General features: G+C 35.7%; 22 protein-coding genes. 11 read left to right on the top strand and 11 right to left on the bottom strand.

Going from position 1 to position 22,789, the window contains the following annotated elements:
- Window positions 1-6: 6 nt before the first annotated feature.
- From RM539_RS00805 to RM539_RS00795, 3 genes are read left to right on the top strand one after another with little or no spacing between them, the layout of a single operon-like run.
- Window positions 7-3,021 (top strand): type I restriction endonuclease subunit R, encoded by a 3,015-nt coding sequence (locus RM539_RS00805; protein ID WP_311501565.1) that lies wholly within the window; start codon window positions 7-9, stop codon window positions 3,019-3,021.
- A 5-nt stretch (window positions 3,022-3,026) separates the two neighbouring features.
- Window positions 3,027-3,728: a hypothetical protein gene (locus tag RM539_RS00800; RefSeq protein ID WP_311501564.1), complete on the top strand. Its 702-nt coding sequence runs from the start codon at window positions 3,027-3,029 to the stop codon at window positions 3,726-3,728.
- Window positions 3,728-4,249 carry a hypothetical protein gene (locus RM539_RS00795; RefSeq protein ID WP_311501563.1) on the top strand — a complete coding sequence of 174 codons (522 nt, stop codon included), beginning with the start codon at window positions 3,728-3,730 and terminating at the stop codon, window positions 4,247-4,249. Before RM539_RS00800 ends, RM539_RS00795 begins: the two co-directional genes overlap by 1 nt.
- A gap of 656 nt (window positions 4,250-4,905) precedes the next feature.
- On the opposite strand, the gene RM539_RS00790 is transcribed toward RM539_RS00795, so the two are convergent.
- The 6 genes from RM539_RS00790 to RM539_RS00765 form a co-directional block, all read right to left on the bottom strand.
- Window positions 4,906-6,096: a type I restriction enzyme HsdR N-terminal domain-containing protein gene (locus tag RM539_RS00790; protein WP_311501562.1), complete on the bottom strand. Its 1,191-nt coding sequence runs from the start codon at window positions 6,094-6,096 to the stop codon at window positions 4,906-4,908.
- Between the two features lie 41 nt (window positions 6,097-6,137).
- On the bottom strand, window positions 6,138-6,404 hold the full coding sequence (locus tag RM539_RS00785; protein ID WP_311501561.1) for a hypothetical protein: 267 nt from the start codon (window positions 6,402-6,404) through the stop codon (window positions 6,138-6,140).
- Between the two features lie 95 nt (window positions 6,405-6,499).
- Window positions 6,500-8,713, bottom strand: coding sequence for a hypothetical protein (locus RM539_RS00780; protein ID WP_311501560.1), 2,214 nt, complete (start codon window positions 8,711-8,713; stop codon window positions 6,500-6,502).
- Window positions 8,714-9,253: 540 nt separating this feature from the next.
- Window positions 9,254-9,538: a hypothetical protein gene (locus tag RM539_RS00775; RefSeq protein ID WP_311501559.1), complete on the bottom strand. Its 285-nt coding sequence runs from the start codon at window positions 9,536-9,538 to the stop codon at window positions 9,254-9,256.
- 137 nt (window positions 9,539-9,675) lie between these two features.
- Window positions 9,676-10,527, bottom strand: coding sequence for a hypothetical protein (locus RM539_RS00770; protein ID WP_311501558.1), 852 nt, complete (start codon window positions 10,525-10,527; stop codon window positions 9,676-9,678).
- A 145-nt stretch (window positions 10,528-10,672) separates the two neighbouring features.
- Entirely contained in the window at window positions 10,673-12,004 is a 1,332-nt protein-coding gene (locus tag RM539_RS00765; RefSeq protein ID WP_311501557.1) for a hypothetical protein, read from the bottom strand.
- A 332-nt stretch (window positions 12,005-12,336) separates the two neighbouring features.
- On the opposite strand from RM539_RS00765, the gene RM539_RS00760 reads away from it, so the two are divergent.
- From RM539_RS00760 to RM539_RS00730, 7 genes are all read left to right on the top strand, one after another.
- Complete coding sequence (locus RM539_RS00760) at window positions 12,337-12,975, top strand: recombinase family protein (RefSeq protein WP_311501556.1); 639 nt, start codon at window positions 12,337-12,339, stop codon at window positions 12,973-12,975.
- A 580-nt stretch (window positions 12,976-13,555) separates the two neighbouring features.
- The gene (gene trmB, locus RM539_RS00755) at window positions 13,556-14,227 is read left to right on the top strand and encodes a tRNA (guanosine(46)-N7)-methyltransferase TrmB (RefSeq protein ID WP_311501881.1); all 672 of its coding nucleotides are present in this window, start codon (window positions 13,556-13,558) and stop codon (window positions 14,225-14,227) included.
- 4 nt (window positions 14,228-14,231) lie between these two features.
- Complete coding sequence (locus RM539_RS00750) at window positions 14,232-14,855, top strand: LysE family translocator (RefSeq protein WP_311501555.1); 624 nt, start codon at window positions 14,232-14,234, stop codon at window positions 14,853-14,855.
- A complete protein-coding gene (locus RM539_RS00745) occupies window positions 14,852-15,202 on the top strand; it encodes an MGMT family protein (protein WP_311501554.1) in 351 nt (116 codons plus the stop codon). The genes RM539_RS00750 and RM539_RS00745 overlap by 4 nt, the downstream gene beginning before the upstream one ends.
- Before the next feature lie 198 nt (window positions 15,203-15,400).
- Window positions 15,401-16,537 (top strand): Mrp/NBP35 family ATP-binding protein, encoded by a 1,137-nt coding sequence (locus RM539_RS00740; RefSeq protein ID WP_311501553.1) that lies wholly within the window; start codon window positions 15,401-15,403, stop codon window positions 16,535-16,537.
- Entirely contained in the window at window positions 16,538-16,780 is a 243-nt protein-coding gene (locus tag RM539_RS00735; protein WP_311501552.1) for a NifU family protein, read from the top strand. It begins immediately after the preceding gene.
- 338 nt (window positions 16,781-17,118) lie between these two features.
- Window positions 17,119-17,454, top strand: coding sequence for a 2Fe-2S iron-sulfur cluster-binding protein (locus RM539_RS00730; RefSeq protein ID WP_311501551.1), 336 nt, complete (start codon window positions 17,119-17,121; stop codon window positions 17,452-17,454).
- 49 nt (window positions 17,455-17,503) lie between these two features.
- On the opposite strand, the gene RM539_RS00725 is transcribed toward RM539_RS00730, so the two are convergent.
- The 3 genes from RM539_RS00725 to RM539_RS00715 form a co-directional block, all read right to left on the bottom strand.
- The gene (locus tag RM539_RS00725; protein WP_311501550.1) at window positions 17,504-18,286 is read right to left on the bottom strand and encodes a DUF3050 domain-containing protein; all 783 of its coding nucleotides are present in this window, start codon (window positions 18,284-18,286) and stop codon (window positions 17,504-17,506) included.
- A 379-nt stretch (window positions 18,287-18,665) separates the two neighbouring features.
- A complete protein-coding gene (locus RM539_RS00720) occupies window positions 18,666-19,841 on the bottom strand; it encodes an acyl-CoA dehydrogenase family protein (RefSeq protein ID WP_311501549.1) in 1,176 nt (391 codons plus the stop codon).
- A 125-nt stretch (window positions 19,842-19,966) separates the two neighbouring features.
- Entirely contained in the window at window positions 19,967-20,713 is a 747-nt protein-coding gene (locus tag RM539_RS00715; protein WP_311501548.1) for a tRNA1(Val) (adenine(37)-N6)-methyltransferase, read from the bottom strand.
- Window positions 20,714-20,730: 17 nt separating this feature from the next.
- Here RM539_RS00715 and RM539_RS00710 point away from each other — a divergent pair, with 17 nt between their 5' ends.
- Window positions 20,731-20,859 carry a hypothetical protein gene (locus RM539_RS00710; RefSeq protein ID WP_311501547.1) on the top strand — a complete coding sequence of 43 codons (129 nt, stop codon included), beginning with the start codon at window positions 20,731-20,733 and terminating at the stop codon, window positions 20,857-20,859.
- Window positions 20,860-20,923: 64 nt separating this feature from the next.
- Here the strand turns inward: RM539_RS00710 and tsf are convergent, their stop codons facing one another.
- Window positions 20,924-21,751 carry a translation elongation factor Ts gene (gene tsf, locus RM539_RS00705; RefSeq protein ID WP_311501546.1) on the bottom strand — a complete coding sequence of 276 codons (828 nt, stop codon included), beginning with the start codon at window positions 21,749-21,751 and terminating at the stop codon, window positions 20,924-20,926.
- Between the two features lie 91 nt (window positions 21,752-21,842).
- The gene (gene rpsB / locus RM539_RS00700) at window positions 21,843-22,748 is read right to left on the bottom strand and encodes a 30S ribosomal protein S2 (RefSeq protein ID WP_311501545.1); all 906 of its coding nucleotides are present in this window, start codon (window positions 22,746-22,748) and stop codon (window positions 21,843-21,845) included.
- Window positions 22,749-22,789 lie beyond the last annotated feature (41 nt).

Raw genomic sequence — 22,789 nt, 5'->3', positions numbered from 1 at the left:
CTGCCTATGAGCAATAATATACATACGGAAACAACATTCGAAATAAGTATAGAACATTCTTTAATTGAAGATGGTGGGTATAAGCGTGGTTATTCTAAAGACTTTGATACGCATCTAGGGGTTTTTCCTGAGTATATCACAGATTTTTTAAAGAATTCCCAGCCAAAACCCTGGCAAAAGCTTGAAAGTATTCATGTTGATGATGTAGAAGCCAAAGTGGTTCGAAGGTTACTTCAGGAGATGGACCTTAGGGGTACGCTGGATATTTTAAGAAATGGATTTACTGATTATGGGGTGAAATTTCAGATGGCATATTTTAAACCTGAAACCAATTTAAATCCAGATGCGGAAGTTTTATACAACAAGAATAGCTTAACCGTTATCAGGCAGTTGTATTATGAGCGTAAAGGGAAGAACTCTTTAGATCTGGTATTATCCCTAAACGGTTTGCCAATCACGACTGTAGAGCTTAAAAATCAGTTTTCTGGTCAGAATGTAGGTAATGCAAAAACCCAATATATCTTTGACCGTGAGCCTAACGAACCTATATTTAAATTTAAAAAACGTTCTCTAGTTCATTTTGCAGTAGATACTGATGAGTGTTATATGACTACTAAATTAGCTGGGAAAAATACAAGATATTTACCTTTTAATACTGGTTACAACAATGGTGCGGGTAACCCACCAATCCAAGATAATTATAGGACTTCATACCTATGGGAGAAAGTATGGGCTAAAGATTCCTTTCTAGACCTAATCGGAAAATTTCTTCATTTAAATGTAGTAGAGTTTGAGATGAATGGGGTAGTTAAAACCAAGGAAACAATGATTTTTCCTCGTTACCACCAAATGGATGTGGTTAGAAAGTTGACTAAAGATGCCAAGATAAAAGGGGCGGGTGAAAATTACTTAATTCAACACTCGGCTGGTTCAGGAAAATCAAATTCCATAGCATGGCTTAGTTATAGGTTATCCAGTCTTCATAATAATCAAGATGAACGGGTTTTTGATTCCGTTATCGTTATTACAGATAGACGGGTTCTCGATTCCCAATTACAAAATACCATTTACCAGTTTGAACATAAACAGGGTGTGGTTCAAAAAATTGATAAAGATTCCCAACAACTTGCCGATGCTTTAGGGGCTGGTTGTAATATTATAATTACAACCCTCCAGAAGTTTCCATTCGTTCTGGATAAGATTGAGGAGCTACCTTCAAGAAATTATGCCGTTATAATTGATGAAGCACATTCATCTCAGGGTGGTGAAGCAACAAAAAAAATGAAAGAAGTATTATCGACTAAATCCTTGGAACAAGCAGAGCAAGAGGACCTGGATTCAGGTCTTGATGAAGATGCTGAAGATAGTATAAGAAAGTCTATGGAGTCCAGGGGTAAGCAGAACAATCTTAGTTTTTTCGGGTTTACCGCTACGCCAAAACCTAAGACAGTAGAAGTATTTGGAACTCCTGATAAAAATGGTAAACCCAAACCCTTTCATTTATATTCGATGAGGCAGGCTATTGAAGAAGGCTTCATTCTGGATGTACTTAAAAATTATACAACTTATAAAACATATTTTCGATTATCTAAAGAGATTGAAGATGACCCAAAGGTCAATAAAAAACAAGCAGCCAGGGCCATAGGTAGATTTATGTCTTTACATCCTCATAATCTTGCTCAAAAGGCAGAAGTGATGGTAGAACACTTTAGACAGGTGGTGGCCAAAAAAATAGGAGGTAAAGCGAAAGCTATGGTAGTTAGTAGCTCTAGGCTCCATGCGGTAAGATATAAAGAAGAGTTTGATAAATATATTAAGTCTAAGGGTTATAAGGATATTAAAACCCTGGTAGCGTTCTCAGGAAAGGTAATGTACGATACTTATCCAGAAGGAATCACAGAACCTGAGATAAACGGCTTTAAGGAAAAAGAACTTCCTACAAAATTTTCTTCTAATGAATACCAAATACTATTGGTTGCTGATAAATATCAAACAGGTTTTGACCAGCCATTATTACATACAATGTATGTAGATAAAAAGTTATCAGGTGTTAAGTGTGTTCAAACTTTATCCAGGTTAAATAGAACCCATCCAGGTAAAGAAGATACCTTTATTCTGGATTTTGCTAATGATACCGAAGATATATTAAAATCATTTCAGGACTATTACGAGTTAACGACCATTCAGGAAAATTCAGACCCGAACCATTTATATGATTTAAAATCTGTGATTGAAAATGCTCAGATAATTTGGGATACTGAAGTAGATAACTTTTGTAATATTTTTTACAAATCCTCAGCTACTTTATCCAAAGGGGAGCAGAAGAAACTTAATGGATTTATAGACCCTGCAGTAGAAAGATATAAACGCTTGCCAGATGGTAGTGGAGAATTACGTAATAATTTGACCAACCAAATATCTCAGGATGATTTTAAAAATGCACTACAGTCTTTTACTCGTCTGTATTCGTTTTTAACCCAAATTATGCCGTTTTCTGATGTTGAATTAGAAAAGCTTTACACATACGGAAGGTTCTTACTAAAGAAGTTACCCCGTAATAATCAAGCCAATAAATTTGAATTGGGAGATGAAGTATCATTGGAGTATTATAGGTTACAGAAAATTGCAGATGCAAATATAAACCTAGTAAGTGAAGGAGAAGCAGAGCTGAAAAGTGGTGGTGATGCGGGTATAAGAAAACCTAAGGAAGAAGAAGGTCAATTATCCGAAATAATAGAGGTATTAAACCACCGTTTTGGAACTGAGTTTAACGATGCAGATAAACTATTCTTTGACCAGATGGAAACGGAATTAGCTAAAGATGAGAAGCTATCTGAGCAGGCTAAAAGCAATACTATGGAGAACTTTAAGTTTGGCTTTGAAGATGCCTTTATGGACAAGCTAATAGGTCGTATGGAGCAAAATCAAGACATCTTTACCAAGATTATGGATGATAAGGAATTTGGGGTATTGGTGAAAAATTATCTTCTTAAGAGAGTTTATAAACAGTTAAATGGTTAAAAAGTATGAGAGAAAAATCCTTATTTCCCTTATTAACGTTACTGCTAATAATAATTAGCTGCGAGAGTGCTTATGATAAAGAGGACAGGTACATCAAGGATTTGGACAATAGGTTTAATACGAGTCTAAATTCAGAGATAAAGAATAAACTTAGAAAGATTGATGATGGAGATAGGTTCCATCATTTAGCCTATCAAAAACAGATACTCCCTTTGGATGGTAGTTCAGTTATTACAGCTCGATTATCTCTTGATGAAAATGCCCAAGATGTGTTTGAAATGGACCATTTTTTAAATAAGGAATTGCTTTCTCATTCCTACCAGGTTTCATTAGATGTAAATCAGTCTGACTTCTTAGTCTTTCAGACATTGAGTTTGGAAGAAGCAGGTGCATATTATGATGAAAAGGGTGAATTTTCTAAAACCGCATATATTACCTATCAGAGTTATTACTTACTTGATTTACAAAATTCTCAAATATACTTTATTACACAACATAAAAGCGGAGAACCTAAAGAACGTATTGTAGAATCTAAATACAGACCTGATGACGGTGTTACTGATAGATGGAATGATGAGGATTTTTTGGAATTCCTCATATCCCAAGGTTATTATCAAAAACAAGCCGAGGAAAATATTCAAAAAAGATTTTATTCGGAAGAGTACATTAATTTCATTCAGAGTAATAACTATATAAAAGATATATAATGGATTTACAAGAATGCTTTTATTGTGGAGCCTATACTCATGATGAAAAGTCTTTTTATACACATGAAATGGTGGGTGTGGTAAAGCAGAATTTAGTGGAAATAACGGGCTACTCCTACAGGACAAAAAAATTGAATATACCACGGTGTAAAAAGTGTCATAACAAGCACGAATTAAAGTTTCTATATATTTCCTTACCGCTATTTGTAATTTGTTTTATTATTACTATTACTCTAGTTGCGGAATACTTTGGTTTTGCTTGGCCTATGATTTTCCCTATACTAGCTTGGGCAAGCATGTTGACTTACGTCTTAGATGAATTATTTGAGGCGGTTCTTTTTAAAAAAATTTACGGGATAGTTCCAGAAGGAAAAATAACGGCATATCCACCCGTAAGAGAATTAATGGGTAGAAATTGGCACCTGACGAAACCTGCAAATGGATTAGCAAGAAATGAAATGATTGATAAATCTGACTATGGCGTCATCAGGTCAAGCATAGAAGACCGTAAAAAGTTTTAATTCTCTGATTATTAAGAATGGAAAAAACTTAACCATATAAACACTCAGAGCTCATATGACCAATAAGGTAAGTAGCGAGTTTTGCAGCAATTTCTTTCAATTACCTTCTATTTTCTTTTGGCTTTTTCAATACATTCAAGTAATATAAATCGGGAATGTCCTTTTTTAAAAACGACCAAATAATACTGCTTGTTGAAATAGTTCTCTAAATTGAAATCTTCATCGCATTTTTTACATTAAAGTTTAAAGCTTTTAATATTTTGTAAAGCCTTTATACTTTTTTTACTATTGCTAATGGAGCAAAATAATTTTACGGTTTTTTCAAAGACTGCGAGATTTTTTGGTTCTGAAATATCTTAATTAAATTTATCCGTAATTTTTCTGAACTGCAGTTTGATTCTTTTTTCTCTTTTCTTTTGTCTTAATTATTTCATTTAAGTTCTTGTAATGAGAACTTGAAGCTTTCACTATACTTAACCCCCAGTTCTTACGTGAAAAATGCTTAGTGTTTTGGCTTCCTCTTTAACTCATATTATCGTTGGTTCTTCAGGTCATTGATAAGACTAATACGGAGATATGGGCTTGGTACAATTTCACCCCTCAAGGAAAGATAATGTCAGACCATAATGGGGTTTATATTCACTTGCACCCAGAGATTAACTTAAATACTTTTTGCTGTTTCTAAACTCATCCCGAAGGAAGGAGTATGCAATAAAGTTTGTTATTAAATTTTGGACATCCTCTTGGTGCCACTCGAATTGGATGCTGTTGTCTACTTGACCTAAATAAACTTTACCATCTCTTATTAATTCAGGTCTGCGACCTTTCATGTAATCTATGACCTCCTGATTCTTAACTCTTCCCCTTTTGCCTAGAGTTAAGGTCCCATCGTGCCAAAAAGTAAACGTTTGGTTTTCTTTTACTACAAATCTATCAATAGCATATTCAAATGAAAGGTGGCTGTTTTCGTAATCATCAATTGCAAAAAGGAACAGAGAGTGACCGTTGCTATTTCTATATAAGGGATGATTTACAGCACTAAGTTTTCCCATAATGGTAAAGCTTAAAATTTGAGTTTCTCCGTCATTTCGTTCAAAAATTAAATATCTGTAATCTCTAGGGAAACCTCCTCCTGAAGCGTTACCGAATGTTGTAAATCGCATACCGCCATCTTCTATCAACCTTCTAGACGGAAGGTTTAGACTCTCAATATTGGAATTGGGGTCAAATATTAAACCTAATAGATTTACCAATAGGGAATGGTATTGTGAATCAGAATCTTCTCCTATATGACCATACTCTTTAAGTTCTTTGATAAGTCTATCATCAAGAATGTTATGAGATGGCCTTTGCCAATCAACAACTTCAAGCTCTTTGGGCTCATAATAATCCGTGTCTAGCAAGTCTTCATACTGTGGTAAACCATTTAGTTGCTGATATCGGTCTTCTTCAGAAAGATAATGGAACACAATTTCATCCCGCCCGTTGGTTAAAAGCAAAATTTTTGCCCGCACAACACTGTCGTACCTAAGAATTTGATATTCCACCCTATCTGTCAAAAGAACATTGGGTTCTTTGCACTCCACCAGGACTAGTGGTATATGGTTATCGCCATCTTTAGCAATACCCGATACAATGATATCGGCACGTCCACTAGCACCTTTTTTATAGTATGATAGAGGAACTTCTGCATCAATCATCTGACGGGGGACACCATTTTCAGAAATAAGTTTATTTATTGTTCTTTGACGAACAACTTCCTCAGGAGTTATTCTGATAAGTTTTTTTCGTGCAACGCACAGGATGCATCTATTACCGTCCTTTAAATATTCCTTTAACTCCACCATAGGGGTGTGACCAATTTGATAATTCCTAGTAACCGTATTTTTTATTTCTGAACCATCTTCACATATTGCCGCATAGCAGATTTGTAATTGGAAATGGATTTAGCACTTCTTGCTCCCTTCATCTTTTCCTCCAAGAACGAAATACAGTTTTCATTATACAGGTTTTTTTCCGATATATCTTCTCCAATAATCTGAGAAACTGTATTTAAATAGGAAATATAAGATTTGGGGGAAGAAGCAATATTATCTCTTTTACCCACACCATTATCATTTAGCCATTGAAGATATTTAGTTTCATTTTTTACCATCTTTTTTTGGATTGATTTTGAGTCATTATTATAGGTGATTCGATAAATCTTCACACAGAGCATTGGACAAGTGAAGCATTTCGAAAAATTGGAAATCACCTTTTCGCCAATTCTGATAAATCAACGGTTTCTGTGGTTACTTTAATAGAATGGTCTTTATTGGGTTTTATTGGAGTGGTTAATTTTTGGATAAAAACTTCATTTCGGACTAAGGCCCGCTCTAGAATAGTAGAATATTTTATAACTTCCGTATAAAGTGCACCATCATTCTTACCAAATTTCCCTACAATTCTCTTGTGGGGTCGGAACAGGAAATTTAATTGATGAGCAGGTTTAAAATCACTATCATTATCTTCAATGTCATCTATGTCGATATTTTCACCTATTAAATATCCATAATAGGTATGGAAGTTATATTTTTCTTTTGAAAGATTGTTTATTAAAGAGGCATACCTATTTATTTGATTGAGGTGTTCAGATATATTTGTATCTAAAGATTTTAATTCTATTATTATACACTTGCCTTCTTTTGGAAAAAGCAAAATATCAGGTCTTTTTTGGTTAGCATCACCCTGCTGCTTTAATCTGTATTCATCCTCTTCTTCTGTTAACACTTCTTTAAGGATGGGTTCACCATCTATTGAGATTTTGTTCAGCTGCCCTTCAGATGTCCCTCTAAAATAGATATATTCTTCATTTAGCAACCATAAATCGCTATGCTCCGTATCATCCGTACTCTGCTGGAAAATTAAGTTATGCATTAGTTTTTCATCCATATTTTTTTTGCTGTCTTTCTGAATGTCTAGCTCTTTTCTTATAATTTTATTAAACAGCTCAAGTACTAACTGACGCCTAGCTACATAATGAGTTAGAGCCGTTCTATTCTGCAGCGGAATGGCTCGAACCACTTCTTCTACTTGCTGCATAAGCACACGGTTATAATCGGGATGGGAGGTATTCAAATGAGACAAAGCTTCAATTTGCTTTTTCAATTCCGCATCTCCATCGGCTGTTAGTTTTGCCTCCGCTTCATAGACCTTTCGCAGAATGACATCATCTGAATCCCCGATTTTTATTTTATTTCTTACAGAATCTAATATTCTAGGATTTAACAAAAACATTTTTTGAAGCTGCTTAATGTTCTTCTGTTTATCTTCAATGTGTTTTTTTATTTCATCATATATTGATAGGATTACATTGTTAGTTTTCTCTTCAATATCTTCCAGCAAAATTTCCTCATCCTCGAAAATTTCAAGGCTATCCCGCTTTTTAAATTCTTTTTTTTGGGGTATCCTAATTTTACCTCTCGTATCACTATCCCTCTCATCAATATAATCGCCTGATAATAAGAATAGGTATCTATTCCCGTCTATTTCATCTTGGGCCAAAAGATTTTCTAACTTAATATTATTAGCAAGTTCTCCTTTGCTGACAAGTTTAAGTTCATTTCTCTCCAATTTTTCTGCAGATAACTTAAAAGCTTTAAGTTTCAGAGTTTCCTTCTTTGAGGTTTTTTTAACCTGACCTTCCTGCATTGTACAGTAGTGAACAATAACATTCTCTTCTTTGTCTGGAATGGGGATATCTTCAGACATAATTTCTAAAGATTCTCCTGGTTTGTTATTAATAATGGGCGTTATAAGAATGCGAGGTAAATTTTCTCTGTTTTCACAAAAATATGCAAGATAATGTGTTAAAATTTGCTCTTTTAATTCTGCCACTGTCAATGAATCATAAAAACTTTTATCTCGCTCCTCAAGTAACCCCTCGAAAGTGAGGGATGTAAAGGAGTTATTGGTTTTAATTTCATTGAAATTCCCTTCTTCCAGCCTGATGATTGAATTTTCTTTCATGAAGGGTTTGGACTTCGACAAAGTGAATATCCGTTCTCTGAAACCTGTTAAGGAAGTTTCATCTCTAAAAAAACTTACCACCTTGGTTTTATTGAAGTTGTGGAGAAATTGAACTCTTCCCGTACCTTTATTGAAGAAGCCTTTTTCATCATTGTTAAGGGCAATTAATCTTTCAAATTCAGTATCATCAAAACCTATGCCCGTATCTGTTATTTCCAGTTTTTCAAAATTGTATTTTTTATCCTCTTCTGATAAAAGATTTTTCGTGAAGTACAATTTCAGATTAATTTGGGGTCCTCTATTAATTCCAGTTTTCTTCTTTAGTATCCTGATTGATTCTAAGGAATTAGTAATAGCTTCAAAAATTGGCTGTAGAAATTTGTCATTTTTTTTAATCTTTGACAAAGCACCAATATAATGAATACCATATGCCTTTATATAACCCTTATTTCCCATAAGATAAATATAGAAAAATTAAGGAAGGATTCAAGGGAGAATATGTTGCCACGTGAAAAGACCTATTACTACAGGCACAAATTAAAAATAGATAAGTTTTAGCTCTTACGCATATTCAAGGTGCATTTCAATTCCATTTACCCCTTGTTTCAGTTCAGACTATACTTTAACAATGGTTTCCAATTTAGATTTGGCAAGATATTCTTATATGTCTGGTAAATAAGAGTGATTTTAGTCAGAAAAAGAGGCTCCAGAACCCTCGAAGCTTTTATCAATATTTATGGGGCTTCCCCAATAGCCCATTTCAAAGGGTAACTAACTCGTTTTACTGATAATTTCAAAGTACTTCTACAACATATAACACCTTCCCGAAGCCTCAATCCTTTTTACTCACGACTTCTTAAAGCTAAAATCTCTTTTCATACCCCCAATTTTTTCGTAATTGGACCTTTCCAATTATTGTAATGAAAAATCGAGCGTGCCCTACGACTTCATCCCTGGGGCAGCATCATTAGAAAAAGGATATTAATCTTCGGTGGACTATATTATGTTGGATTTATTTATAATATTCTGCTGTATCCCGTTGTTGATATCCTTCATTACAAAACTGTCCATTTTATTGTAATCCAATTGACATAATTCATTTATATCCTCAATGGCAAGGTGCGAATTACTGCTTAAAATCAAAGATTTGATAGTTTCAAAATTGTTGAAATAGCATTTCTTTATATTTGCAAATTTTGGGTCATTATTCAATATGTTCAAGTTCTTTAAAATCGATTGTTTTTTCTGATTTTCAAATTCTTCTTGTTGTTCTTTATTCATTCTAATGATTTTTTTATGTTTAAATTTTGACAGTGCAAGATGGCGAATTTTTTCCTCAGGTCAATCAACAAACGAGCACCGAGTTTCGATTTAAGACAGGTTTAAGCATTTTTTAGATATGTTGTTATTGGCGGTAGTTATTTTATTTCCGAACCATATAAGTTTTTAATATTAACTCCGAAATCAAATTGAGTATGCTCAAATGGTGAATAAATAAAAAACTGTTTAATTGCCTCTGTCGCAAAATCAATTCTCAATGCTGCTACAAATCCTTTGTCTTTATAGTTCTCAGTCATAATCCCGACAAGATAGAATTTAGGAACTCCTTTTTTTCTGTCATTCCAATTTGGAATATACCAAAGTCCACTTCCACTAATTCCTTTTAATTCTTTGGTAATTTGTTTTTCCTTTGAACCAAATGGGACTAGTTTTCTTTGATATTTCACTAAAATAAAGTGGTCAGGGTTGAAACCAAATTTTTCATATTTATTTTCTTTTATTGGGTATGTCAAAAATTTAACTGGAATAGGCTTGAATTCAGCTTTGCCACTTGTTTTTTTTACCCCCGAGACAGGATATCCTGCAATTACATAATATCCACCTTGTTGGACTTTATGATTTACAATAATATTTGAAGGATTACAAAAACCTAAATTTCCACCAACGAAATGCTTATTTTGCCTTGCTGAAAATTTTAATATGCCAAAATCAATTTTATTGTTAGTACTTGAGTCTTTATACGTTGTTATAACAACCCCGTTTAGTAAAACCAATTTATCATCAGCTCCAGGAACCATAAGTTTTGGCCAATCCTCTAAGTTTAAAAGATGTCCTGCACTAATTAAATATCTGTCATCATTTATTTTGAGAAAAATTCCACAGCCCAAAGGAATGGCAGAAGGTGGATTGGGAACACTTATAATTGGTGTAACTTGTAATGCTGTATTCGTTACCTTCTGAGTTAAGATGTCAAAATCAATATCCGTCATTTTTTCTAATTACCGCCAACGGCCCGTATAAAAACAGCGAGCTGGCAAGCGTGATTGTAAGCAGGAGAATCCACTAAGCAAGCGAGCAAGGAGTTTGGATTTGAGACAGATTTTAGCATTGTTTTTATATGTGTTACCAGTAGTTTTATTCAGTCGGATTTTCCATTGGATGGAATGCTGCTACTCGACCATCAGCCAAAATATGTAGAGAATAGTGATTACCATTAAAATATAATGACCTATCTCCATAAATTCTGAAATCCTTTCCTTCTTTTAATTTCTCGTTTATTTGTGGTTTTAATTCTTCTATTGCAATTTTTAAAATCCGTTTAATATCTTTTTGAGTGTACTGAAATTTCGTTTTATTCTCAAAATGGCCTTCAATAGCAAGTTCATCACAATGTCTTAAATATATATGAAGGAAACTTGGGTAATCCCAATAAATTGGTATAACTACCTCATGATATTCAAGACTTTCGGTTTCAAATTGAACCCTTGATTTTTGAAGTTCAGAATAAATATCAGGATATTCTTCTGCAAATTGTTCGAGGGTTTTATTAGTCGACCTCTTAATTTCCTTTTTGATTGCTTCAATTCTTTCTACTTTGCGAGCTTGAAGAAATTCGTTAAATTCTAAAAGTTCCTCTTTACTTATATCTGTGGCGTAAAGTTTAGCCTCAAGTTCAAAATATCTAACCTTTGTCAGTTTTTGACCATTTTCATCAAAACCATTTTCTTTAACGAAATCATAGTTTTCAGAACCAGGTTTTAAATACAAAGAAAGTCCGCAGAATTTAGCAATTTCTTCCTCGATTAGAAAGACTCCATTTTTTATTCTCTGACCATATAACCATAAGTAAGCGCTATTTGGGTCAAAGTCAGTCGGGTCGACATTTACAGTAATTGTGTTAGGAATATCTTTTACTCCAGTCTGATTATAAGATTTTGCAACTGGAAAGTCAGAAGCTAAAACTTCATAAATATCGCCTGAAACAAATCCGTTTTCGATTAGCTCTTTTTTTTGGCCATCAGACAGTTTCTCGTCTTTTGAACAGTCAATCTTTACCAATCCATTTGTTCTCGGAACATTTTCTTGTGAAATAGCATCCTCTAACTCCTCTCGTTCTTTCTTATAATATGTTAGAACTCCACCAATATTCCTACCAAATTTTGCAGCAGACTCTGAAAATTTATGGAACTCTACTGATATATATTTACGGTCATATTGACCATACATTGCATAAAGTTCTTCAACAGAAAACTGAAATTTCTCAGACAGTTGTTTATCTATGTCTTCTTTGAATTGTTTAAGTTGTGCTTCATAAGCTGCAATTTGAGCAGTTAAAAATTCTCTTCTTTCACTATTTTCTTCTGGAAGTTCAGTTAATTCTTTTTTTGCATTAACAACTTGATTTTCGACCATATCGTTTAAGAGATATAGCATTCCATCATTTATTTTACTTTTTATTCCAAACATCTGTTTTTAAATTACTGGTACCAAGCTAATAAATGCCCTATTACATTTATTTTTTATATTGATACGAATCTAACGGTTTTTGAATTTTTAAAACAGTCTTATTGTCACCTTTTTAAAAAATCATAAAACTGTTGGTGATGGAATGATTATCACAAAGGAGGAATCAAGAAATCCTTTTTGATAATAGTATGTTTTAAATTTAGACTGTAGTTTTAAATTAATTCAATAATTAATCGCCAGGCTCAGCAAAACCGTCCATAATGTTTTAAAATAATTTATAGTCTAAAAATGAATTATTTTGTATCTTTGTTTTTATTCAAAACTATTCCACCATGCCTTTATATTTTTATTCTAGGGTTTCAACTGCAGGTCAAAACTTAAGTAGACAAACTGAAAGCTTTAAAAAGATTACTGGATTTAAACCGAACAACTTATTTGTCGATAAAGTTCAGGGTAATATCCCTTTTATGGAGCGGCCCGAAGCCGTAAAATTATTTGACCAAATAACATCTTTTAAAAAGTCTTCTGAAGATATAACTGTATATATCGACAGCATTGACCGTCTAGGACGTAATTTAATAGATATTCTTCATACCATCGAACTCTTTACCCAAAATGGAATTAATGTTCAGAGTAACAAGGAAGGTTTTCAAACCATTATTAATGGTAAGGAGAACCCTATTGCGAAGGTTGTGGTTAGTGTAATGGGTTCTATTGCTGAGATGGAACGTTCAAGAATCAAAGAAAGGACTAGAGAGGGTATTCAGATAGCAAAGGCTAAAGGTAAGTTTAAGGGCCGTAAACCAGGGTCAATACAGTCCGATACGAAACTGTTAGAAAGGCATCCTCTTATTGTAGCTAAGTTGAAGAAGGGCATGCAGTATAGAGACATTGCTGACATAACTGGAAAAAGTACAGCTACCGTAGCAAAAGTTAAGAAGGTAATGATAACTCGAAGTCTATTTAATTAGCTTTTATCAAAAGAACTATGGATATAGTCATTTTGAGACCTAGAGGATATTTGGTAATTTATTTGGAAGCACTTTATAATTAAAACGTTAGAAATTTAATCTTTTATAAATTAGGAGGCTAATTTCTTTAATTCATTATTAGAACAACTATGAAGAGAAAGAAAAATCAATACAGTATTTAAAGAACCTTATTTTCCACCCTCTTCTATTAACATTCTGGCTATGATATCACTACCATCAATCATTTGTACATTATCCAAGGTTTCATCAATGTAATTTATTAAATGTGGTGGGTTGTGCTATCTGGCTTCACACCTTTGGATTTATCATAAAATCATTTACCTCATATACCACGGATAAAATAAGATCTATCTAAAAACCGTACTTTTACAAAGTATTTTAAGTTAAAAAGGGTTGAGCTTTTATAAGGTTTGTTTGGCCACCATAGTCTTAAGATACTCTTAAAAAAAGCTTATGTTAGACAAATGTTGGATAAAAAGGTAATTGTCAAAGCGTAAAGGACAGGGAATTAATGGAGTGGTCTATTTTCGTTAATTTTACCAAAATATTAAATAATCACGTGGGAAGTAAAAATAAGCTTAAGAGATTCAGGGAAAATGAGAATTTTTCAAATGTTATTCAACCTTCACGGGAAGAATTAACCGATGAAAATTTCAAATGGAAGGGCCGGTGGAATGAATTCTTCGGAAATAATAAACCTGTTATCCTGGAACTGGGCTGCGGAAAAGGAGAATACAGTGTTGGGCTGGCAAAGCAAAACTCCGGAGCTAATTTTATAGGAATTGACATAAAGGGTGCACGGTTCTGGCGTGGAGCTAAGACCGCTCTGGAAGAAAATCTTTCCAATGTTGCCTTTTTACGCACACAAATAGAACTTATTGATCACGTTTTTGCTGAAAATGAAGTGGAAGAAATATGGATTACCTTTCCCGATCCGCAGATTAAGTATAAAAGAACAAAACACCGTTTAACAAATACAGAATTCCTGCAGAAGTATAAACATATTCTTAAACCGGAAGGTTTTGTTAATCTAAAAACCGACAGCGAATTTATGCATGGTTATACCCTTGGGCTTTTGCATGGAGAGGGTCATGAAGTAATTTATGCTCATCATGATATTTATAAAAATGAATATTCCCCAAAAGAAGTACGGGAGATTCAAACTTTCTATGAAAAACAGTATCTTGAAAGAGGAAAACCTATTACTTACGTGAAATTCAGGATAAAATAGAAGATTGGAAGAAGCTAAACTTTTTGTTATCACTTATTTTGCAGCCTTGCTTGGAGTCCTGCCTCCCGGTTTGGTGAATATGACGGTGGCAAAAACTTGCGTAAAAGCGGGTAAAAAAAGCGGAATTTATGTAGCATCCGGGGCTTCAACCATTGTATTGCTGCAGGCTTTTATAGCGGTGCTGCTAGCTAAGTACATTTTTGCAAATCCTTTTGTACAGAACATTCTGCTTCGTGCTGGGCTGGTTATTTTTCTAATCCTTGGGGTTTATTTTTTTGTGATGGCAAAAAGAAAAACGGGTATAGAGCATAAATCTCACAAAGCAAATTCCAACAGCGTGTTTAAAGGGATGCTGATTGCAGCTTTAAATGTTTTTCCTATTCCGTATTTTGTTGCAATAGCAGGAGCCTTAAATGTAGGTGTGGGGTTGAATTACCACTGGTACAGGATTATTACTTTTGCTGTGGCTGCTTCAATGGGAACTTTTACCAGTTTGTACCTGTACGTGATCTTTTTTAACAGGATTGAAGGTAAAACAGATACTTTTGCCAAATATTCTAATTATTTCATGGCGGCCCTTATGCTAATTTTGGTAATTATTACACTGGTTAGAATTTATAATGCATGAAAAAAGATTCTAACAGCGGCTTTTTTGAAAAAGTTTATGAAGTAGCAAAGCAAATTCCGGCCGGCAGGGTAACTTCCTATGGTGCAATTGCACGGTTTCTAGGCTCTCCCCAAAGTGCGAGAATGGTAGGTTGGGCAATGAATGCTTCAAAAGAAATGGACGGCATTCCTGCTCACAGAGTGGTAAACCGGAATGGAGTGCTTACCGGGAAAAATCATTTTAGCGGGACAAACGCAATGCAGGTATTACTGGAGGAGGAGGGAGTTAAAGTTAAAGAGCTTCAAATAGAGAATTTTAAAGAAATATTTTGGAATCCCTTGAAGGAACTTAATCATAAATCCTACTAGTATTAAAAATCTAAGATCAGGCGTATTTCTGCCTTAATCAATTCCAGGTAAATACTTCGTATTCTTAGGTTTTCAACTTATATTTGCATTTAGAATCAGTCTATATAAGCTGGTTCTAAAATTAGGAATTTGATATAAAGAGAAGCCTGTCAGGCTAAGAATTGAGCAGAATATTTTTCTGCTGAAAAATGTAAAATTGTGGTATTGAATAAGAAGGATATTTTAAAAGCTCTTGAATCGGTTTCCGTAGCCGGAGATGGTAAAAATATGGTTGAAGCCGGAGTGGTTCAGAACATTATGATTTTTGGAGATGAGGTAGAGGTAGACCTTGTTTTGGGTTCTCCCGCACTCCATATTAAAAAGAGGGCAGAGGTTGATGTGATGAAGGCTATCCACGAGAAGGTTTATGAAAAAGCCAAAATAAAGGTAAATATAAAGGTGGAGGCCCCGGAAAAGAAAAAGCCGGAAATAAAAGGTAAGCCAATACCCGGTATAAATAATATTATTGCTGTTGCTTCAGGAAAAGGTGGTGTGGGAAAATCTACCGTTACAGCCAATCTTGCGGTGACTTTATCTAAAATGGGCTTTAAAGTAGGAATTCTTGATGCTGATATCTACGGTCCTTCAACGCCTATGATGTTTGATGTGGAAGCAGAAAGGCCACTTTCGGTAAATGTAGATGGTAAATCCAAAATGAAACCTGTTGAAAATTATGGCGTAAAAATTTTGTCTATAGGTTTTTTTACCAAGCCTAACCAGGCTGTGGTTTGGAGAGGGCCAATGGCGGCGAAAGCCTTAAATCAAATGATTTTTGATGCAGCCTGGGGAGAACTGGATTTTTTACTTGTAGACCTTCCTCCTGGAACAGGCGATATTCATCTTTCCATTATGCAGTCACTTCCTATAACGGGAGCCGTGGTGGTAAGTACACCTCAAAATGTTGCTTTGGCCGATGCTAAAAAAGGAGTGGCAATGTTCCAGCAGGAAAGTATTAATGTGCCTGTATTGGGAATTGTAGAGAATATGGCATATTTTACTCCGGAAGAACTGCCTGATAATAAATATTATATCTTTGGGCAACAGGGAGCAAAACATCTTGCTGAAGATTTGCAGGTTCCATTTTTGGGGGAAATTCCTCTGGTACAAAGCCTGAGAGAATCTGGTGATATTGGGCGACCAGCTGCGTTGCAGGCTGAAACTCCGCTGGAAAAGGCCTTTGAAGATATTACCAGGAACATGGTGCAGGAAACTGTGAACAGGAATGAAAATATACCGCCAACCGAGGCGATTAAAATTACTACAATGGCTGGATGCAGCGCAGTAAAAAAGAAATAGATGACAAGCGAAGAAGTTAAATTTAATGTAGAGAAGGCTTTGGCAGAAATTCGCCCGTTTCTGGAAAGTGACGGCGGGAATATTTCTCTTATTTCTATTGAAGATGACCGGCTCGTCAGGGTTCAGCTGGAAGGCGCGTGTGTGGGGTGTTCTGTTAATCAAATGACTCTTAAATCGGGCGTTGAAATGACCATTAAAAAATACGTGCCGCAAATTGAGCAGGTAATTAATATTGAACGTTAGACCAGGAAGCAAGTTCTTAATATGATCAGGATACATATAATTATGCTTTGTGCAGGCCCGGCAGGGCTTTTAACTATTTTTGAAGCATTAAGCTTAAAGCACCTTACCAGATCCTGAAGGGGAATGTTATAATATGCCTGATCACGTATCAGTATATGTGGTTATCACACTTAGCGACTTTGGCGGCAATAGGAAAAGAAGTTAAAAAAGAAATAGTTAAAATATAAATTAATATTATCGTCAGGCTGAATTTATTTCAGCTTCTTTTTAATTCTGAAATAAACCTGCCCATGGCAGTAATTAGTTCTGAATGGCGATGTTTGATTAGATCAAGAAAAATGTCTGATATTAAAGTTACTATTATAGACAGGGAAGGGGATGCGCACACTGTAGACGCACCCACAGATATGAATATGAACCTTATGGAAGTGATTCGCTCATATGAGCTTGCTCCTGAAGGAACAATAGGAATTTGCGGGGGAATGGCCATGTGTGCTTCATGCCAGTGTTATATTCTTAATCTTGGGCATATGCTTCCGGAACAGAGTATAGAAGAAGAAGATATGCTGGACCAGGCTTTTTTTGTTGAAGATAGCAGCCGGTTAAGCTGCCAGATTCCAATTACCGAAGAACTTGACGGATTGGAAGTTAAATTGGCTCCGGAATCGATGTAGTAGAATTAATGATTTAGAGGATAGTGCCGGCCAGATGTTTTGAAAAGGATTATTTATGAACCAGTGTTTTTTCCTCAATTTCCTTTTCTATCCCGTTCCACAATTCAATTCGGCTTAGAAGAGATTTTTCAGCAGTATTTTTGGCCTGCGCCCACTTGTCTACATCTCTTCCGCAGAGTTTTTCCACCATTTTAAAAGCCATTGGCCCGTGCTCATCTCCGTCTAATTCAATATGGCGGTCAAAATAGTATTTGAATTGTTCCAGGTCTTTATCAGGGAACTTTTTCTGAATGTTGGTTATAATTGAAGAAAACATATCAGGGATAAGCCCTTCTCTTCCAAAAGTAAAAGCAGCAGCAATGTTGTGCGGCTTTCCTTCAGAAATGACATTAAAGGTATTTTTTAGAAACTGCTTAATACTTACAGGAAGTTTTATAGCGGCAATAATCAAAAAAATATCGGTACCGTGGGTAACCTGTAATAGGAAATCTTTTATTCTACGGGTATCGGCTCCCGCTGAAGTCATAGCATCAAGATACATTTCAAAATGGCTCTGGTGTTTTCCCTCCAGGTTAATATCGGTTTCTTCAGCAAGCACAATTTCGTTGATAAGATATCTTACATCCGGATCGCCTACAGGAATCCACGGGTTTGTGGTTCTTGTAAACCGTTGCTGCAATGCAGTAAGTAAAGACATAAAATCCCAAACCGCAAAAACATGGTGCTCCATAAAAATCTGGAGTTGCTGTGGAGTAGAAATTTTTTCATATAAAGAATGATTTAATAACTGCTCTCTCTGTGGTTTAAGATTTTCATTTATCTCCTGAATCATATACTGACTGCTTTTTTGCAAAATTACAGTTATTCAGGGATTTCTAAAATCTCAGGCACATTTTTTGGATTGATTAACACGCAGCTATCCACTTTTAAGGTATATTAATAATATGAGTACTACATTGTGCATAATCATTTTTTATTCTGAAAAATCAAAGGATTATTTACAGATGGATGGTGTGGTGGCAAAAAAGCGGAAGCTTTTAAAGAATAAATGTTGCGAAAAATATAAAAAAGGTAAGCGGTGTAAACGCTGCCCCTGTTTCGATTTAATGTAAAATATTTTCTGAATAGGGTATGAGGCTTACTACTATATTAAATTGGGAATTCCTTTCGGCCCGGTCCCGGGGTTTTGGATAAAGGTCATTTCCTTAAGATTAAAAAGCAGGGTGCCCTGTAATATCCATTCCTGTTATAAGCAGATGAATATCATGAGTACCTTCGTAGGTAATTACGCTTTCCAGGTTCATCATATGCCGCATAATACTGTATTCTCCAATAATTCCCATTCCGCCTAAAATTTGCCGTGCTTCACGAGCTATCTTAAGGGCCATTTCTACATTATTTCTTTTGGCCATAGATATTTGAGCTGAAGTGGCCTTTCCTTCATTCCGCAGCACTCCAAGCCTCCATGCCAGGAGCTGTGCTTTGGTAATCTCGGTAATCATTTCCGCCAGCTTTTTCTGCTGAAGTTGTTTTGAGGCAATAGGTTTTTCAAACTGAATTCTTTCTTTGGCATATCTAAGCGCAGTCTCGTAACAATCCATTGCGGCTCCAATGGCACCCCAGGCAATTCCATAGCGGGCTGAGTCCAGGCAGCCCAATGGAGCTCCGAGACCGCTTTTATTTGGTAAAAGGTTTTCTTTGGGGACTTTTACATTGTCAAAAATTAATTCACCGGTGGCACTGGCGCGTAAAGACCATTTATTATGAGTTTCGGGAGTAGAGAATCCCTGCATGCCTCGTTCCACAATAAGCCCATGAATTCTTCCATTTTCGTCCTTAGCCCATACTATGGCAATGTCTGCAAAAGGCGAATTGGAAATCCACATTTTCGCGCCATTCAGCAAATAATGGTCTCCCTCGTCAGTGAAGCTGGTGGTCATACCGCCGGGGTTTGAACCATGATCTGGCTCCGTTAGGCCGAAACAGCCAATCATTTCCCCGCTGGCGAGTTTAGGTAAAAATTTTTTACGCTGTTCTTCTGTTCCGTAATCAAAAATAGGAAACATCACCAGTGAAGATTGCACCGAAGCTGTAGAACGTATCCCGCTGTCCCCTCGTTCAATTTCCTGCATAATCAATCCGTAAGAAATCTGATCCAGGCCTGCACCGCCATATTCTTCAGGAATATAAGATCCAAATGCGCCAATTTCAGCTAAGCCTTTTAAAAGCTGTTTTGGGAATTCTGATTTTTGTGCTGCTTCTTCAATAACAGGGGAAACTTCACGTTTTACAAATTCTCTTGTAGCCTCACGAACCATTTTATGTTCGTTAGAAAGTAGCTCGTCAAGATTATAATAATCAGGGGATTCGAATTGATCTGGTTTCATTCATATGTGGTTTTACACAAATGTAACCAAGAGTTTTACAGCAACCAATCTTTTTTATCTTGCAAACACTGACCTATCAAAAACCTATAAGGTCCAAATCTTCCAGGAGAGGCTTTAAAATTGGGCTATAATTTCAGATAAAAAGGTTTCACCAGATCTTTATATTCTTCCGTATAATTATGGCGTGATATTTCTAAGACGAGCTCATTTTCTTCTGTTGCGGTTTTATGAAAACTGAAGTTTAGCAGCGATCTTTTTACAGGACTTTTTCCTGTGCCTTTTACACGGGTAATTTTCTGCGGAAACAAATTTACTTCCGCGGCCAGTTTAATAAAATTTTCTTCTTCAGAAAAGGGGATAATCACGCTGAAGTTTCCTTTTTCTGAAAGTAGCATAGATACTCCTCTTACTAAATGGCCAAAAGGCAGTGCATCGGCAAATCGGGCCATTTTCCTGGCTTTGGTCATTTTTTCCTCTTTTTCGGCTGTTTCCGGAGCTAGAGGCGCAGCATAGAAGGGCGGATTTGAAATGATAAGGTCGTATTTTTCCTCATCCTGCATTTCTTCAGCAAATTCATTTAAACCGGCATGATAACAGAAAAGGCGGTCACCCCAGGGACTACTCTCAAAATTCTCAACCGCCTGTTCATAAGCGTTCTCTTCAATTTCTATGGCATCTATAAGAAGAGCATCAGAACGTTGTGCCGTCATTAAAGCAATAAGCCCTGTGCCGGTGCCAATGTCCAGGATAGATTCCGGTTGATTGCTAAGGGAAGCCCATGCGCCTAACAGGACACCATCAGTTCCTATTTTCATGGCGCATTTATCTTGTTCTATGGAGAATTCTTTGAATTTGAAGGTTTGAGCCGACATAAGTTTTAAGATATTTTTTGCAGAAAAACTGGGAAAAGCAGAGTATTAATGAAGAGGTTTTTCCTCCTGAACCTGGTTCAGGATCTTTTGAACGTAAAAGGGAAGCTGAACTTTCCACTACGCTTAAAGGTGACACTTCATCTTAGGTAATTAAAAGAAAAAAACCGCTTCCTGAATCAGAAAGCGGTTTTTTGTTTTGTATTGAAAAAATTATTCTCCTAAAGCTACTCTTTCAAAACCAATAACGGTAAGGTTAGCATCTACAGATTTTACATAATCGGCAACGCTTTCTTTGTTACCTTTAATGTAATCCTGATTCACCAAAGTATTATCTTTAAAGAAACGGTTGATTTTACCTTTTGCGATTTTATCAAGCATTTCTTCAGGTTTGCCTTCCTGGCGCAATTGATCTTTGGCAATTTCAATCTCTTTGTCTATAGTTGACTGGTCTACGCCTTCTTCATTTAAAGCAACAGGATTCATTGCGGCAGCCTGCATAGAAACGTTTTTGGCAGCCTCATCAGCTCCGTCTACGTTAGCAGAAAGTCCTGTTACAACGGCAATTTTGTTACCTGCGTGAATATAAGATCCTACAAAAGGAGCCTGCAGGGTTTTAAAAGATCCAATCTCTATCTTTTCACCAATTACCCCGGTTTGCTCTGTAAGCTTATCCTGAACAGTGATTCCTTTATAATCTGCAGCCAAAAGCTCTTCTTTTGTGTTGTAGTCCAGGGCAAGTTCAGCAAGGCTTTGTGCAAGTGCTATGAAATCATCATTTTTAGCAACAAAGTCGGTTTCGCAATTCAGAGAAATAACCACACCTTTAGTTTGGTCATTATTTACTTTAGCGATTGCAGCGCCTTCAGTGGATTCCCTGTCTGCTCTCTTGGCAGCAACTTTTTGTCCTTTTTTACGAAGAACTTCAATTGCCTTGTCAAAATCACCATCAACTTCTACCAAAGCTTTTTTGCAGTCCATCATTCCTGCACCGGTAGCTTTTCTTAGTTTATTTACTTCTGCGGCGGATATCTTAGCCATAGTATTTGATTTTATTTAGAATTAAAAAGTCGTTTAGCCAGATTGAAAAAACGAACTAAACGACTTGTAAAATTTACCAAACTATTATATTTTATTCTTCTTCTTCGTTAGAAGAAGATTTATCTAAAGTTTGCTGTTTAGATTCAAGCTTTACATCTTTCTTGGCGTCTTTCATAGCCTTTTTATCTTCGGCATCTGTAGAAGGCGCTTCAGCTTTCTCTTTTTTGGCTTTAGGAGCTGCTTTTTCAGACTTTTCCCCTTTAGCGTCTTTTTCAGCTTTTTCTTCTTTCTTGGATTCTTTGCTAGACTTTCTTTCAGAAAGGCCATCAATTATAGAATCTGCAACATAAGAAATTACTTTGCTGATAGATTTAGAAGCATCGTCGTTTGAAGGGATCAAATAATCTACTTCACGAGGGTCAGAATTTGTATCTACCATCGCAAAAATTGGAATGTTTAATTTTTGAGCTTCTTTAACTGCAATGTGTTCACGTGTAATATCAACAACGAAAAGAGCTGCTGGAAGCCTGGACATATCTGAAATAGAGCCAAGGTTTTTCTCCAACTTTGCTCTAAGACGATCTACCTGCAGACGTTCCTTTTTAGAAAGGGTATTAAAAGTACCATCCTTTTTCATTCTATCAATAGAAGCCATTTTTTTAACAGCTTTACGAATAGTTACAAAGTTGGTTAACATACCACCGGGCCATCTTTCAGTGATGTAAGGCATGTTTGCTCTTTCTGCTTGTTCAGCAACAATTTCTTTAGCTTGTTTCTTGGTAGCTACGAAAAGTATTTTTCTACCACTCGCTGCGATTTTTGCCAAAGCCTCTCCGGCTTCCTGCATTTTAGCAGCACTTTTATATAGGTTGATGATGTGAATCCCGTTGCGCTCCATGTATATGTAAGGAGCCATATTTGGATTCCATCGTCTTGTAAGGTGTCCAAAATGTACACCTGCGTCAAGTAATTCTTTTACTTCTACTTTGTTTGCCATTTTTGTAATAGTTTACGTTCTGTTGAAGATAGCAACAGGCA

It is taken from the genome of Autumnicola musiva, from assembly GCF_031846585.1.
GTDB classification, from domain to species: Bacteria; Bacteroidota; Bacteroidia; order Flavobacteriales; family Flavobacteriaceae; genus Autumnicola; species Autumnicola musiva.
Note: the sequence above shows the minus strand (reverse complement) of the source record. Positions and strands in the feature narration are given on the sequence as shown.

Coding starts and splice junctions, on each gene's coding strand:
- RM539_RS00805 (WP_311501565.1), top strand. CDS start 7: ATGAGCAATAATATACATACGGAAACAACATTCGAAATAAGTATAGAA.
- RM539_RS00800 (WP_311501564.1), top strand. CDS start 3,027: ATGAGAGAAAAATCCTTATTTCCCTTATTAACGTTACTGCTAATAATA.
- RM539_RS00795 (WP_311501563.1), top strand. CDS start 3,728: ATGGATTTACAAGAATGCTTTTATTGTGGAGCCTATACTCATGATGAA.
- RM539_RS00790 (WP_311501562.1), bottom strand. CDS start 6,096: ATGGTGGAGTTAAAGGAATATTTAAAGGACGGTAATAGATGCATCCTG.
- RM539_RS00785 (WP_311501561.1), bottom strand. CDS start 6,404: ATGGTAAAAAATGAAACTAAATATCTTCAATGGCTAAATGATAATGGT.
- RM539_RS00780 (WP_311501560.1), bottom strand. CDS start 8,713: ATGGGAAATAAGGGTTATATAAAGGCATATGGTATTCATTATATTGGT.
- RM539_RS00775 (WP_311501559.1), bottom strand. CDS start 9,538: ATGAATAAAGAACAACAAGAAGAATTTGAAAATCAGAAAAAACAATCG.
- RM539_RS00770 (WP_311501558.1), bottom strand. CDS start 10,527: ATGACGGATATTGATTTTGACATCTTAACTCAGAAGGTAACGAATACA.
- RM539_RS00765 (WP_311501557.1), bottom strand. CDS start 12,004: ATGTTTGGAATAAAAAGTAAAATAAATGATGGAATGCTATATCTCTTA.
- RM539_RS00760 (WP_311501556.1), top strand. CDS start 12,337: ATGCCTTTATATTTTTATTCTAGGGTTTCAACTGCAGGTCAAAACTTA.
- RM539_RS00745 (WP_311501554.1), top strand. CDS start 14,852: ATGAAAAAAGATTCTAACAGCGGCTTTTTTGAAAAAGTTTATGAAGTA.
- RM539_RS00735 (WP_311501552.1), top strand. CDS start 16,538: ATGACAAGCGAAGAAGTTAAATTTAATGTAGAGAAGGCTTTGGCAGAA.
- RM539_RS00730 (WP_311501551.1), top strand. CDS start 17,119: ATGTCTGATATTAAAGTTACTATTATAGACAGGGAAGGGGATGCGCAC.
- RM539_RS00725 (WP_311501550.1), bottom strand. CDS start 18,286: ATGATTCAGGAGATAAATGAAAATCTTAAACCACAGAGAGAGCAGTTA.
- RM539_RS00720 (WP_311501549.1), bottom strand. CDS start 19,841: ATGAAACCAGATCAATTCGAATCCCCTGATTATTATAATCTTGACGAG.
- RM539_RS00715 (WP_311501548.1), bottom strand. CDS start 20,713: ATGTCGGCTCAAACCTTCAAATTCAAAGAATTCTCCATAGAACAAGAT.
- tsf (WP_311501546.1), bottom strand. CDS start 21,751: ATGGCTAAGATATCCGCCGCAGAAGTAAATAAACTAAGAAAAGCTACC.
- rpsB (WP_311501545.1), bottom strand. CDS start 22,748: ATGGCAAACAAAGTAGAAGTAAAAGAATTACTTGACGCAGGTGTACAT.